Source organism: Arthrobacter sp. P1_D12 (genome assembly GCF_056406175.1).
In genome coordinates, this window is the sequence record NZ_JBFUAR010000025.1 from 36,850 (window position 1) to 51,098 (window position 14,249).

The window sequence follows — 14,249 nt, forward strand, 5'->3', positions numbered from 1 at the left end:
CGCCGCCCGGGGATCGGTCCGGGTCCGGCAGGTGGAAACGGTGCAGGTGCCGTCTGTGCGGCGGCCATGGTGGCTGTCCGGGTCCGGTTGCCCCGAACAGCCACCAGATGGCTACTGCGCCGGCTTGAGTGAGGTCAGAACCAGCACTGTGGTGGCGGAGCGTGCCGAGAGAGTCGCATACGGGTTGTCATTGCTCGGCCAGCCCGTGAATCGCTGATCGGTGTAGGCGCCCCACGCCGGGCCGGAGAACAGCGGGATCACCGGGGCTACGTCATTGAAGCGTGCCTCCAGGGAATTGACGAGGGTCTTCTGCGCTGCCGGCTCTACCGTTGCCGCCAGCTTGTCCAGGGTCGCGGTCGCATCCGCGTCGCCAAAGCGGTGGTAGTTTTCATTGGCCTTTGCACCGACCGGCACAACGACCTTCTGTGACATTACGCCGCGGTAGAATTCGTACGGCGTCGCGCCGGCGTTGCTCCAGACGATGCCGCTGTCGAAGGATCCGTCAGTGTAGCCGGACACGACCTGGGACCAGTCCGGGGAGTTGACCTCGACTTTCACGCCAAGTTTTTCCATGTTTTTAGAGATGATCTGGCCGACGGAAAGCCAGTCCGAAGATGCCGATCCTACAGAGAACTTAAACTGGAACGGTTTGCCGTCCTTGAGGGTGCGAATGCCGTCGGTTCCCTTCTTGTAGCCGGCGTCATCGAGCAGCTGGTTGGCTTTGTCGACATTCAGCTTGGTCCAATCGCAATTGTCAACGATGCCCTGGTCGCGCCAGCTGGCGTAGGTGTCGCTGAGGCCGGTGCAGTCGGCCGGATGCGTGTAGCCTGCCATGCCCAGTCTGTCGACCTGATCGCGGTCCACGGCCATGCTGAGTGCTTTGCGGACGACCGGATCGTTAAAGGGAGCCTTCGTGGTGTTCAGCTGCCAGTTGATCGTGCCACCGGTGGTGGGGTACCAGAAGTGGCGGTGTGCCGGATCCTTGTCGATATAGGTTTTCTGAACGTTGGGGATGAACTGGTCGCTCCAGTCCACGTCGCCGTTCTGCAGGGCGAGGTTGGCCCCTGAGTTGCCGGCGAAGGCCAGCATCCTGATGCCGGTGAGCTGCTGCTTCTCCGGCTGCCAGTAGTTGGGGTTCTTATCCAGTTCAAATGACTGTGTCTGGAAATGGGAGACCTGTGTGTAAGGGCCGGTGCCCACCGGGTTGTCGTTGGTGGCTTTTGCCGGGTCCGCGATCTTGGACCAGACATGCTTAGGGGCGATGACCTGCTGGCCGACTTCGTAAAGTCCGGGGGAGTAGGCCTTGTTGAAATCGAAGCGCACTGTGTGGGCATCTACGGCCGAGACTTTGGCCAGATAGTCGAGTCCTCCCTGGATCTTCTTCTGGAGGTCAAAGGTGTACACGACATCGTCGGCGGTCAGTGGCTGTCCGTCTGACCACTTAACTCCGTCGCGGAGCGTGAAGGTCACGCCCTTGCCGTCTTCGTCTGCTTTCCACGAAACCCCGAGCCAGGGGACCGGTTCCCCCTTGACAGGGTTGACGATCAGCAGGGGTTCGAAGACCGACTGCTGCGTCATCGGCAGTGCGTTCGGGGAGAACGGATTGAAGTTGCTGGTGAACGTTGCGGTGTCTTCCCGGGGGATTGTCAGGAGCCCGTTGGAGGCGCTCCCACCCTTTGCTGTGCTTCCAGATGTGTTTCCGTCGCCGCAGCCGGTGAGGGCCAGGGCGCCGATCGCCAGTGTGGCCGCAACAACGGTCAGTGACCTTTTGGGGTGGATTTTGGGCATGAGGGAGCTCGTTTCGTCAGTGAAATGGAGTGGGGAGGTTAGCGGGGAATGGAAATCAGGACGCCGCGACCGGCAGGCGCACAGATGTACGCTCCACCAGAGGGCACTCGACAATGCGTTGGAGCGGGGCCAGATCACGGTTCGCTGCCAGTTTGGCCAGCATCGCGACGCCGGTTGCCCCCATTTGCTGGAACGGCAGTGCGACTGTCGTCAGGCTGGGCCGCAAATAGTTGGCGATGACTTCCTGGTTGTCGAAGCCAACCACGGAGATATCGTCACCAATACGGAGCCCTCGTTCTTTGATGGCGTCGTAAGCGCCCATGGCCATGCGGTCAGTGGCGCAAAAGATCGCGGTAGGTGGCCGGCTGCCATCCAGGAGGGCAACTGCCGCGCGGTAGCCCTGGTCTGCCTCGCCGTCCTCGTTGATCACCAAGCTCTCATCCAGGCCGATGCCTGCCTGTTCAAGTGCTCGGACATAACCAGCCCGGCGGCCGATGGCGGCCGGAATGACGGGATCAAGGTTGATGAGCCCTATCCGGTCATGTCCGGCCCCGATAAGCCTCATCGTGGCAACATAGCCACCCTGAGCCTCATCCGGAATGACGGAATGCAGTTTTGTTGCTTCGTCAAAGCAGTGAACCAAGACCGTCGGCACCTCCTCCGCAACAGCAGGCAACCGCACACCCCTATGCCAGCTTGTGGCGTAGATCAGACCTTCGACACGGTGCTCGAGCATCGTCTCGATGGCCCGCCGGTCGGCGTCACTGCTGCCGTCGGTGCTGGCTATAAGAAGCGTCTTACCCTCCCGCGCGGCCTGTTCCTCGGCGCCGCGGACAATGTTGGCGGCATAAGGAGCGATCACGATTTCCGTGATCAGCCCGTAGAGCTTGGTCTGCTTGGAAGCCAACGCGCGGGCTCCCGCATTCGGGCGGTAGCCCAGTTCGCTCACAGCCTGGTGGACGCGGTCACGGGTTTCTTCTGGAATTCCGTTCCCCGTTCCACCATTAAGGACAAAGGAAACAGTCGTCCGGGAAACTCCGACATGGTTCGCGACATCCTGCATCGTCACTTTGGCCTGCCGTGGGTTCGTCTCCATTGACCGTCCGATGTCTAGTAATAGGGGTGAATATTGGATGAGAGTCTAGCCGCACCTACTGATGCGCGTTACTAACGCGCGTTAGTGGATGTGAGATAGAACATATCCCGCATTGGGTTGGGGTGTCAAGGAGCGTATGAACGGCCGACTTGTAACGCGTCAGCCTGGAGTGGCTGGAGATAACCGCACCGTGATCGCGCCCGCGAGCCGGCGGGGCGATCCGGCCGCCTGGCTTTGGAAAGGGGCTGGAGGGAGGTCTCTAGGGCTCATCCCACGCGCCAGCTTGACGTAACGTCGATTATCGGAACGATTGGCAAGGGAATTTGGCCGGGCGTGCGGCGTCGTGCGCAGGAACGGCGAAGCAGCCAGCGCCTCGGTTGGCGGGACTCAGTCATCGCCCCAAGCAGTCCGCTCATTCTGATCGTATGTGCGAATGCCGCCGTTTCAGCGGTCCGACGTTTAGCTTGGCGCCGCCCGAGGGAAAGGAACGACGATGATCACGCTGCAGATTAGCTACCCGGTCCGGGGCTACGAGGCTTTTAGGAGAGTCTTCGGCACCGAACCCGCAGCCCGCGCAGCCTCGGGCCCCCGGTCTGTTCGCTTGTTCGGGGTACCGAGGACCAGAACAGCGTTGGCGTGCTCCTTGAATTCGACGCCAAGGACGCCGCGACCGGCTTTCTGGACAAGTTGCGCAGCCAGGTATGGGACAAGCCCGAGGTGATCGGGCAGCTGATGACGGCAGCGCCGACAGCCAGGATTATGGAGGAGGTGGCCCGCGAGGGCCAGGGCGCGGGCTGACCGCTGAGAATCCGGGGGTCCCCGCCGGAGAGTGAGCCGCAACTTCATGCTGCCCCAGGTCGACGGCAGGGAGTCCCGCCGTCGACCGATTCCATCTCCTCGTTTTGTACCCCGCCCGCTCTTGGGATCTGAACTATATTCGGACAAGGGAAAGGACCGGACTGCATCGCAGACGGAAGGAAGGCGGGTCTCTGAATGGCTCGAATGCCGCCAGCTACGGTGGACGTGAGTGACGCAGTGGTCCAGCGCCTCGTCCGGGATCAGCGGCCCGACTTTGGCGATCGCCCCCTAGCGCGGATTGCGAACGGCTGGGACAACGCGACCTTCCGGCTCGGTGACGGCCTGGCCGTCCGGCTGCCGCGCAGGGCGGAGGCCGTTCCGCTGATACTGCATGAGCAGCGCTACCTTCCCGACATAGCTCGCCGCTCCCCGGTTGCGGTTCCTGTCCCCGTCCATGCCGGCAGGCCGACGTCGGACTTTCCATGGCCGTGGAGCATTGTGCGGTGGGTCCCCGGAGCCGCTGCGGTCGACGTCGGCCCGGCAGGCCGCGGGCCGGCGGCTAAAGGCCTGGCCGATTTCCTGCTGTCCCTTCACGTACCCGCCGAAACCGGCGTCCCGGTCAACCCTTTCCGGGGCGTGCCGCTGACGGACCGTGACGCTGTGCTGGTGGAACGGCTCGGGGACCACGAACGCTACCCCCAGGCGGCAGCGCTGAGAGCAGTGTGGGTGCAGGCCTGTGCCGCCAAAGCCTTGGATGGTCCGGCGATGATGCTCCACGGGGACCTCCACCCTGGCAACATCCTGGTGGCGGACGACGGCTCCCTGGCCGGCGTCATCGATTTCGGCGACGTCGGGGCAGGGGACCCGGCTGTCGATCTTGCGGTGGGGTGGCTGATGTTCGACGCCGGCACTCGCCACCGCTTCATGGGCGCCTTTGGCTCCGCAGTGGATGAAGACACCTGGGTGCGGGCCCGCGGTTGGGCCCTTATCCTGTCCACCGCCATGCTGAGCAACTCCGACGATAATCCGCGGATGTCCAGCGTAGGAAAGTTCGGGATCGGGCAGATCCTGGATGACGGACGTCGTCTGCAACTCTGACGCCGGCGTTAAATGTCAGTGGCTCCTGCCATGCTGTGGGTATGGAAGGCAGAGCAGCTGCGGAGACGTTGGAGGCCATGGAGGCTTCCCTTGCCAGGTTGGCTGCATTTGCCGGTCGCGGAGCCGGGAACGCGGACTCGACTGGCGCCGACCCTCTTCGGGACGAAGCGGACGCATGCCTGGACGGTATGGCTGAGGTGGCCAGCATGGAAGCCAGGCTGGCCGCGCTGAAAGCGCACTTCGCCGCCGGATATGCCCGCGCTGCCGTCGCCATGGCGGGCCCAGCCGTTTCCCCGCAGGAGCGCACCGCCCAGGAAATGGCGGTCACAGCAGAGGTGGCCTGTGTCCTGACCGTGAGTGAAAGATCGGCGGCGGCGCTCCTGGCGGAGTCAGCCACCCTGACCACCGGGCTGCCCCTGACGCTGTCTGCGCTGCAGGCAGGGAGCATTTCATGGCAACACGCGCGGGTGATGTGTGATGAAACGTCCGGCCTGGACCCCGCCGCGACGGCTGCTTTGGAGGCTCATTTCCTGGACCCCGAAGCTCCCTTTGCCGCGCATGGCTGCCCCGCGGGGGAGCTGGTCCCGGGCAGGTTCCGGGCCAAAGCGCGCAGATGGCGTGAGCTGCACCATCCCGTAAGCATTGAAGCGCGCCACAGCAAGGGTGTGGAGGACCGTCGGCTGGAATATGTGCCGGACCGGGACGGCATGGCCTGGCTCTCGGCCTATCTGACTGCGGATGTGGCGGTGGCTGCATGGTCCCGTGCCACGGAAGCGGCGCGTGCCCTGCAGGAGCCGGATGAATCCCGGACCCTGACCCAGCTCCGTGCGGACGTCGCCGCTGACTGGCTGCTGGCGGGGGTGGCGGAAGGAACTCCGTCACCCAAGGCGCAGGTCCTGGTGACCGTGCCGGTGCTGTCTCTTTTGGGCGCCGTGAATGAACCGGCCACGCTGGACGGGTATGGTCCCGTTCCGCCGAGCATCGCGCGCCGGCTTGTGGGGGACGGTGCCGGATCGTTCCTGCGTGTGCTGACCGATCCGCGCAGCGGAGCGCCGCTGGAAATCGGACGGACCAGCTACCGGGTTCCGAAGGCGATGCGCCAATGGTTGCGGCTTCGGGACGGCCGGTGCCCTTTTCCGGGCTGTAATAACCATTCCCTGGATAACGAAGCGGATCATCTGTTGGCTTGGTCCGAGGGAGGCGGCACCGGCGTCACTAACCTGGGCCAGCCATGCCGGCGGCACCACCGGCTCAGACACACCACAGCATGGAGGCCGGTTGACGCGACCCGGGACCAGCCACCCAGCTGGATCTCACCTGCGGGACGCTCCTATCCAAGCGAACAACAAGACTGGGAACCACCACGCTGGCCGCAGCACCCCGGCCACGCGGGTGAAGGCCGGGAGTTGGAACCGCCCGACGAGCCGGACGTAGTTGCCGGTGACGTCGGACCAGGGGAGACGGTCGGACCCGGAGAGGCCGGGCAGCCATTACCCGTGGATCCCCTTCCTGACTGGGCACTGTTCATCGCGGCGTAGGATCGGCGCTCCATGTTCCCCTCCCCGTCCAATGAAAGGTTCGAAGGATGTGCCGGCCATTGGCCTGCACCCCTGCCTCCGACGCGACCCTGAGCCGTGACCCTAAGCCGTGACCCTGAAAGGCCGGATCGGCCAGGACCAGCGCGATTCGGCCCACTGTCCCCACGCCCATCTCAGCCCGGGTCAATCACGCCTCACCGGACGGATTCGTCGGGTCTGCTTGCTCTGGCGATCATGCGACGCATGACGCCGAATGGACGGGGAAGAAGGCCTTGATGAAAGTTTCTTCATGACCGTTTCATCCCTCCCTCATTGTTGAAGTTCACGCTGGAGACACGAACGGCTTGCACCGGAAGAGCCTGAGTATGGGGAAGGGACATGGATGGACGGAGCATGGCTGGCTACTGTTCGGGGGCACGGCACGCCTGGAACGCGTCAATCTGCTGCGTCGAACCACTCGCTGGTGTCTCCGCCGGTCCATGGTATTGATTCCATGGATTGGCCCTCTGCCGTTCCGGCGTCTGCCGACGACGATACCGGCACTTCCTGGCTGGTTCAGCGGGCTTGGCCAGAGAAGACACCAGGAGAATTTGTACTAGAGGTCCGGACGCCGGAAGTGCCCGGCGKCCGGGGAGCTTATTTGCGTCACGGGCAGTTCGAACTTATCCCGTTGGACGATCCGGGACTTCCCGCCTTGCGGGGGGAAGCGCAGCAGGGGGAATTGATTTCGTATTGGCCGTACCACCAGGCTGTCGTCCGGGCGGAGGGCCGCTATATAAAGATCTTCGGGCCCGGGGGCGCCGTCGTACCGGCCGAGCGCTGCGCACAAATGGACGTCCTACTGGACACCGGCAACTTCACAACGCCCAGAATCCTTCGTCAGAGTTCCCAAGCGGACGTCATCGTTTTCAGCGCCATGCCGGGACCGACTCTGAATGAGCTGGGCCGGGTGGAAGCGGCCGTCTGCGATGAAGCGTTCGCCAGGGCATGGGAAAAATGGTCGCGCGCCTGGGTCGCAGAACTGAACGGCTCCCATGGTCCAGCAGCACGAGGCGTCCTCGACAGCCTTCCGCTCCGTTCAGCAGAGTGGGAAGCCACGAAGGTGTGCCGACGGGTGGACGACTGGTTGCGGCACAATGAAAACGTCCCCGAGTTGTCGTCTCAGCGCGCTGTCCTGCGCGCCGCTGTAGAGCACGTGGCCATGAACCTGATACGGACGGTACCGGATCCGGTGGTATGGGCACACGGAGACCTGTACGACAAGCAAATCATCGTTCCTGACGGCGACATCCCGCCCGGACTGCTGGACTTCGACAGTACGGCCCGACACGAGGCCGCCCGGGATCTGGCCGGCCTGGACGTCCATCTGGAGCTTCATCTACGAAATAACCGCATGACGCCGGCACGCTATCTGACGGCTCACACGCAGGTGCTGGCCGTGGCCGAGGAACTGCGCGTCAGTCCAGCCCGGTTCGATGCGTACTCGGACGCCATCTGGCTCCGTCTGGCACTTTCTCCGTTACCTGGCCGCTTCTCTCTGGCCATCGGCGTCCTCGCGGAACGGGCCGAAAGGAACTGAGGCCCTCGAAGCGGCCAGCCCGGCGAGCCCCTGGCATGTTTTGCCGGTTAGGCGCTCACTTAGGTGTAAAAGCGACAGAATGATTGCTACTCTGGACTCTGCACCTAGAGAGAGTGAGCAATGATGCTTCTCGAAAGAGACCTCATCCAGTCCGTTGGCTTCCGCAACGTAACGGACGGCGGACGTGTAACCGGCTTTCAGTTCCGGGTCCGGATGCCTTCCTACCGGGGCATGGCCGCGTCCCTCATCGATGGCATCGCCGTTCGAGTTGGCGGCATCGTCGACGTCGGACCTGACGTTCCGCTGTGGACCTTCGGCGGGCGGACCTACACCCTGCAGCAGCTCTGGGAAGGTGATGGCGTTCGCTGGCCCCTTGAGGAAGCGGCAGTGGTCACCGTTCCCCACGATGGCGGCCTGCCGCAGGGCGTCCACGAGCTCTCCATCGAGCTGCGGCTGCGGATGTCCTACATACCAGTCGAGCACCAGCCCACCACTCACCGGACCAGCCGCAAGGTGACGCTCGCACCGGAAGGCGGCGAAGGTACCTTCCGCTACGGCGTTTCCCTCTACAGCTTTATGGGCGATTACGGCACGGTGATGGACCTTGAGGCGGCGCTGGCCGCCGTCGCTGACGTGGGCGCCACCGGCGTCGAGATCCTCGGCGAGGGCCACGTTCCCAACTATCCGGAACCGTCCCCGGCCTGGATCGATAACTGGTTCGGCCTGCTGGAGAAGTATTCGCTGGAGCCGACGAACTACGGTTCCTGGATTGACACCCGTCTTCACCCGGGCCGCACCATGACGGTCCCCGAGGGTGCGGAGGCCCTGCAGCGGGACCTGCGGCTTGCCAGCCAATTGGGTTTCGGCTTCGTGCGCCCCAAGATCGGCGTGGTGTCCAGCGATCTGGTCCCAGACCCCATCTGGACCGAGTCCGTGGAACGCTCCCTTGATCTGGCCCACGAGCTGGGGATCATCATCTGCCCGGAGATTCATTCTCCGACGCCCATCAGGCACCCCGTCGTCGAGGACTACATCGGCCTCATCGAACGGACTGGAACCAAGAACTTCGGCCTGCTCATCGACACCGGAATATTCCAGGACCGGCCCATTCCGCTGCGCGCAGGTGAGACCCGCGAGACCCGGCCAGCCTTCCTCGACGGCATCGGCGTCGACCCCGCCGACTTCGCCGATATCGCCCAGTATGTGGTGTTCGTCCAGGCGAAGTTCCACGACATCAATGAGCAGCTGGAAGACCAGCAGATTCCCTGGCTGCCCGTGCTCAAGGCCCTCAAGGACTCCGGCTACACCGGTTATCTCTCCAGTGAATATGAAGGCGAACGCGCGCCATGGCGCGCCATTGAGCAAGTGCGGCGCCAACACGCCCTGATCCGCCGCATCACCGGCGAACTTACCTGACCCATCCCCTTTTCCCAGTAAAGAGAGCAACAATGCCAAACGGACTTCTTGACGATGCAAGCCTCCGCACCCATCCCGACGGTCTCGCGCTTGCCCTGACCCTGCCGTGGTACCGGAGTCTGTGGCTCTCCTCGGTCTCCAGCCTGCGGCTCACCGTCGACGGCCAGGATATCCCCGCCGGGAACTTGTCCCTGGAACTGGGCGGTGTCCGCTATGCGCTCCCGGACCTGCCCGCCCAAAGCGAAACTCTCTGGTACCTCCAGGAACATCCCTTGCTCATCGCCACAACGGAGAGCCCTGTTGCCCTGGGCGAGCAGCACACCGTCCGGCTCATCGGTGAGCTGCGCCTGCCGTACATGCAGATTGCTCCCGGCCAGGACGGCGGTCCCGGCATGTACGTTCCCAACTTCGTGAACCAGACGTTGGAGCTGACCGTCACGGACAGGGCTGCGGCGGCACCGGAACTGACGACGGCGGTCACGCCGCCTCCACCGAAAGCGGAGGAAGATCCGTTCTCGCTGGGGCTCACCCTGTACTCGGCAAGCGCCGAATTCCGGGCCGGCTGGTACGACTTCGACGGTCTGCTGAACCGCGTGGCCGAGCTCGGCATCGGCCCCGGGATCGAGATTGTGGCGTCGCAGGTCCTGCCTACCTATCCCAACGTGACTGACGACTTCGTGCGCTCGTGGCAGCGCGCCTTCGACAAGCACGGCTTCACCGCCAGCTCCTTCGGCGCCAATCTGGACATGGGACGCCGCCGTGACCGCGACATGACCCCGGACGAGGAGTACGAGTTCACGCAGACACTCTTCCACGGCGCCAAGAAGCTCGGTTTCCCGCTCGTCCGCATCCAGAGCGCTAAGCCGGAGCTGCTTCGCCGGCTGCTGCCGCTCGCCGAGGACCTCGAACTCAAACTTGCCTACGAGATCCATGCACCGCTGGGACCCAACTCGCCCGAGATCATGAAGGTCCGCGACGTCTACGCCGAGCTTGATTCACCGCTGCTGGGCTTCGTGGCTGACTTCTCCTCCACCATGCACAGCATGTCTCCCACGCTCCTGCGCGCGGTTCGCCGTGCCGGGCTGGACGATGAAGCTGTGGAAAGGCTGCAGGCTATCTGGGGCACTGAGGCACCGATGCGGGTGCGGCAGGAGGAGTTCATTGCGTACCTGCGGGGACGTGACTTCGATCCTGCCCGGCTTGGATCCTTCGCCCACCTGGCGTTCAACATGCACGGCCACGTCAGCCCGAAGGAGTGGGCTGACATCATGCCGCAAATCATGCACGTCCACGCGAAGTTCTACGACATTGATGAGCAGGGCAACGAGCCGGCCATCGACTATCCGGAACTGGTCCGCGTATTCGTCGAAGGCGGCTACCGCGGTTACTGGTCCAGCGAATGGGAAGGCCATGCCTTCGCCGAGCTCGGTGAGGTGGATCCGCTGCTGCTGGTGCGGAAGCAGCATGACCTTATCCGCAAGAGCATGCGGACGGCGCTGGCATCAGCCTGACCTGAAAGACCGACGTCCCATAGTCTCGATGCCCGTCCGTTTACCGGCCGGGCATCGAGGTATTTAAGGGGCTTCCTTGGTAGCGGCGGCTGCCACGATGTCGGCAGCCTCCTTGAAGAGGCCCCGCATCCACTCATGCTCGGAGTCGCGGTTGTGCACGGGGTGCCACCACAAGGCATTAACCAGCGGCGTGGCATCGAAGGGCAGTGGCAGGATCCGGATCCCGCCCACGCGCAGAGCGAACGGCACCAGGGCCGCCTGGATGAGCGCGATCCGGTTGGTCCCAACCACAAAGTGCGGCAAGGACTGGAAACTTTCAACAACCACGTCCACCCGGGGCTCAACGCCCAATTGCTGGATCTGCCGTTCCGCCGAGGTTGAGGCTGAGCGCGTCTGATAGGTCATCACCCAGGGAAGTTCAGCGATGTTTTCCATGGTGATTTGCTCGCCGACGGCTTCATTGGACGTGGAGACCACGGCCACCCAGCCGTCCCTCCACAGGTCCAGGTAGGGCAGCCCGGTGAGAAATCCGTGGGGAATCACCATGCCGTCCACCGATCGAAGGCGGTTGGCTGCATCCTCCACCACCATCGGATTGTGGAGCATGAACCGGAACCGGACACCCGGGGCGCGCTCGGCTGCAAGCTCGGAAACAACCCGGCCAATGGTGGTGAAGCCGTAGTCCGAGCCGTAGATGGAGAACTCGCGCTCGGATTCTGTGGGCTCCCAGGTGGCCTGGCTTTCGAAGACGCGGCGTGCGGCCTCCAGTGCGGTGGTGGTGTGCTCCGCGAGCCGGAGGGCGAAGGGGGTGAGCTCGTAAGCATTGCCGCGGCGGGCCAGGATCGGGTCCCCGAAGTGGGATCGGAGCCGGGCGAGCGAGGCGCTGAGCGCCGGCTGGCTGAGGTGGAGCCGCTCGGCCGCCCTGGTAACGCTTCGCTCGGTAATGAGCGCATCCAGCGAGATCAGCAGGTTGAGGTCGAGACGGGAAAGCAGGACATGTTTCGTCACGGCGCAGCGATCCTTTGGAAGTGGAACCGTTTCAAGGGAGTTTATCAGCGGGATCAATAACGTAGGCGAAGCCATCAGGGATCCGGATGGACCTTCCGCGGACCCCCGTTAAACTTATGTCCGTCATAGCAAAGACTTATGTGTCTTTTAGGCACATCTCCTGCATACTTGTGAGTGACCGGGGTCACGACACCCGGATTTTGGACAATGAAGTCAGAAAGGCTGGACATGACACAGCACCGTCGCTATTCAGGCCTGAAGGTCGGCGCCCTCGCCGTCCCCACCGTCGCAGCACTCATTCTTACCGGTTGCTCGGCCTCCACCGGCAGCAGCTCCTCTTCGGGTGGTTCCCAGGAATTTTCACTGTCCTTCGCGACATCCAACACCATCGAGAGCCCCTTCCAGGTGTTGGCAGAAAATTACATGAAGTCACACCCGAACGTGAAAATCACCTTCAATCCTCAGCCGAACGACTCCTACGACCAGACCCTGCGCACACAGCTCCAGGCCGGAAACGCCTCAGACGTCGTAGTGACCTCACCCGGCTCCGGCACCGGCCGCAGCATCCTGCCGCTCGTCCAGGCAGGTTTCCTTGAACCGCTTGACGATGCCGCGAAGCAACTGCTCCCCGAGGGAAGCGCCAGCACCTTTGGAACCGACGGCAAGGTGTACGGCCAGGCCACGGAAATTACGATCTCTGCCTTGGTGAGTAATGAGACGGCTGCAGCTGCAGCCGGTGGCTTCCCTGCCGACTTTTCCTCCCTCCAGCAGCAGTGCAAGGCTCTGGAGTCCTCCGGTAAATCCCTCTTTGCCCTTGCCGGATCAGCCCCTCCCAACACAGGGCTGATGGCGATGTCCCTGGCAGCCTCGCGCGTCTACGCGGAAGACCCGAAATGGAACGATAAGCGCGCTGCCAAGGAAGCCACCTTCGCCGGCTCGGACGGTTGGAAGTCAGCCCTCGAAGCAGTTAATACCTTGAAGGACGCGGGCTGCTTCCAGAAGGGTGCTGCCGGCGGCGGCTTCGATGCCATCACCAAGGGGCTTGCCAGCGGAACGTCCGTGAGCGGCTTCATCCCGGCGCCAAGCTGGAAGCAGCTGCAGTCCGCCGCTGGGGGCTCCCAATTCGCCGTTCGGCCGTTCCCGGCGGAACAGGGCTCAGGTAATAGCTACGTATTTGCCAGCGCAAACTACGCCTTCTCCATCAACGCGGCCTCCAAGAACAAGGACGCTGCCAAGGCCTTCCTCGACTGGGCCGCCCAGCCTGAGCAGACCAAGGCATTCGCAGAAATCGACGGTGCCCTGCCGGTCAGCGGACTCGACAAGTACGATTTCGACGGCGGCGCCTATAAGAACGTCGGCGGCCTGATGAAGGACGGCAAATACGGCCCCCTACCCAACATCCAGTGGCCGAATTCCGCCGTCTACGACGCACTGGCCACGGGGGTCCAGGGCATCATCACCGGCCAGAAGAGCCCTGACCAGGTCCTGCAGGCCATGGACGCGGCCTGGGATCAGTAACAGTTCTTGACCATCAACGTTCCGACGACTCAAAGGGACAAGCAAGGAATACCAATGACTGCGACGATGCAACCGAAAAGCGAAGCAGCTGAAGCACCCCGGCGAGGCAAGCGGACGCCGGGGACGGGTGAGAACACCCGTCCCCGGCGGCATCGGCTCGTTCAAAATCACGGGCTGGACAAACTTTGAGGCCATCTTCAAGGACCCCACGAAACTCGGAGCCCTCTCCAATACCCTCTTTCTGGCCTTTGGCTCGGTTCTCCTGGGCAACATCGCCGGGTTGGTTATTGCGCTGGGCCTGAACCGCGTCGTCAAGACGCGCTACATCCTCCGGACCCTCTTCTTCATGCCGGTGGTGCTCAGCCCGCTAGCCACGGCCTACATCTGGAAATACATCTTCGACTTCGACGGTCCGCTCAATGCCTTCCTTACGGCAATAGGCGCCGGCGACCAGGCCAAGCCGTGGCTGGCCGACCCGCAGTGGGCCATCTGGACCGTGCTGGTGGTGCTGGTCTGGTCTTCCACCGGCTTTGCCATGGTGATTTTTATGGCCGGCCTGGCCGGTGTCCCCGTGGAAGTGGAGGAGGCGGCGGCCATTGACGGTGCCAATCTGTGGCAGCGGTTCCGCAACGTTACGCTGCCCGCCATCCGCCCCGCCGTCGCCATCGCCACCACGCTGGGAATCGTCCAGGGGCTGCGCGTCTTCGATCCCATCATGGCGCTCACCGGCGGCGGACCGGCCGGAGCGACGGAAACGCTGGCCACGCTGGTTTACAAGCAGGCCTTTGCGCTCGGGAACTTCGGGGGCGGTGCCGCCCTGGCCCTGGTGCTCGCCGCCATCATCCTGATCTTCGCCGTTCTCCAGCAGCGGCTGACGCGTTCGAACCCTGAGGACTAAG

The 14,249-nt window shown here is 63.4% G+C and carries 11 protein-coding genes; 8 read left to right on the forward strand and 3 right to left on the reverse strand.

From position 1 onward, the window contains the following. Positions 1-111: 111 nt before the first annotated feature. Both AC1DZV_RS17495 and AC1DZV_RS17500 read right to left on the reverse strand, forming a co-directional pair. Positions 112-1,788: an ABC transporter substrate-binding protein gene (locus AC1DZV_RS17495; protein WP_476951417.1), complete on the reverse strand. Its 1,677-nt coding sequence runs from the start codon at positions 1,786-1,788 to the stop codon at positions 112-114. Positions 1,789-1,843: 55 nt separating this feature from the next. Then, positions 1,844-2,884, reverse strand: coding sequence for a LacI family DNA-binding transcriptional regulator (locus tag AC1DZV_RS17500; protein ID WP_243180757.1), 1,041 nt, complete (start codon positions 2,882-2,884; stop codon positions 1,844-1,846). A gap of 636 nt (positions 2,885-3,520) precedes the next feature. Between AC1DZV_RS17500 and AC1DZV_RS17505 the strand changes: the two genes are divergently transcribed. From AC1DZV_RS17505 to AC1DZV_RS17530, 6 genes are all read left to right on the forward strand, one after another. After that, positions 3,521-3,682, forward strand: a complete 162-nt coding sequence (locus AC1DZV_RS17505) for a hypothetical protein (RefSeq protein WP_476951411.1) — start codon at positions 3,521-3,523, stop codon at positions 3,680-3,682. 225 nt (positions 3,683-3,907) lie between these two features. Further along, a complete protein-coding gene (locus tag AC1DZV_RS17510; RefSeq protein ID WP_476951410.1) occupies positions 3,908-4,780 on the forward strand; it encodes an aminoglycoside phosphotransferase family protein in 873 nt (290 codons plus the stop codon). A gap of 41 nt (positions 4,781-4,821) precedes the next feature. Continuing rightward, positions 4,822-6,318: an HNH endonuclease signature motif containing protein gene (locus AC1DZV_RS17515; protein ID WP_476951409.1), complete on the forward strand. Its 1,497-nt coding sequence runs from the start codon at positions 4,822-4,824 to the stop codon at positions 6,316-6,318. A gap of 670 nt (positions 6,319-6,988) precedes the next feature. Next, a complete protein-coding gene (locus AC1DZV_RS17520) occupies positions 6,989-7,897 on the forward strand; it encodes a phosphotransferase (protein ID WP_476954236.1) in 909 nt (302 codons plus the stop codon). Positions 7,898-8,020: 123 nt separating this feature from the next. Continuing rightward, the gene (locus tag AC1DZV_RS17525) at positions 8,021-9,313 is read left to right on the forward strand and encodes a C-glycoside deglycosidase beta subunit domain-containing protein (protein ID WP_476954284.1); all 1,293 of its coding nucleotides are present in this window, start codon (positions 8,021-8,023) and stop codon (positions 9,311-9,313) included. 32 nt (positions 9,314-9,345) lie between these two features. After that, positions 9,346-10,824, forward strand: a complete 1,479-nt coding sequence (locus AC1DZV_RS17530) for a sugar phosphate isomerase/epimerase family protein (RefSeq protein WP_476951407.1) — start codon at positions 9,346-9,348, stop codon at positions 10,822-10,824. Positions 10,825-10,887: 63 nt separating this feature from the next. On the opposite strand, the gene AC1DZV_RS17535 is transcribed toward AC1DZV_RS17530, so the two are convergent. Next, positions 10,888-11,832: a LysR family transcriptional regulator gene (locus AC1DZV_RS17535; RefSeq protein WP_223913469.1), complete on the reverse strand. Its 945-nt coding sequence runs from the start codon at positions 11,830-11,832 to the stop codon at positions 10,888-10,890. Between the two features lie 228 nt (positions 11,833-12,060). On the opposite strand from AC1DZV_RS17535, the gene AC1DZV_RS17540 reads away from it, so the two are divergent. Then, positions 12,061-13,350, forward strand: a complete 1,290-nt coding sequence (locus AC1DZV_RS17540; RefSeq protein WP_476954237.1) for an ABC transporter substrate-binding protein — start codon at positions 12,061-12,063, stop codon at positions 13,348-13,350. Positions 13,351-13,477: 127 nt separating this feature from the next. Beyond that, positions 13,478-14,248 carry a carbohydrate ABC transporter permease gene (locus AC1DZV_RS17545; protein ID WP_476954238.1) on the forward strand — a complete coding sequence of 257 codons (771 nt, stop codon included), beginning with the start codon at positions 13,478-13,480 and terminating at the stop codon, positions 14,246-14,248. Position 14,249 lies beyond the last annotated feature (1 nt).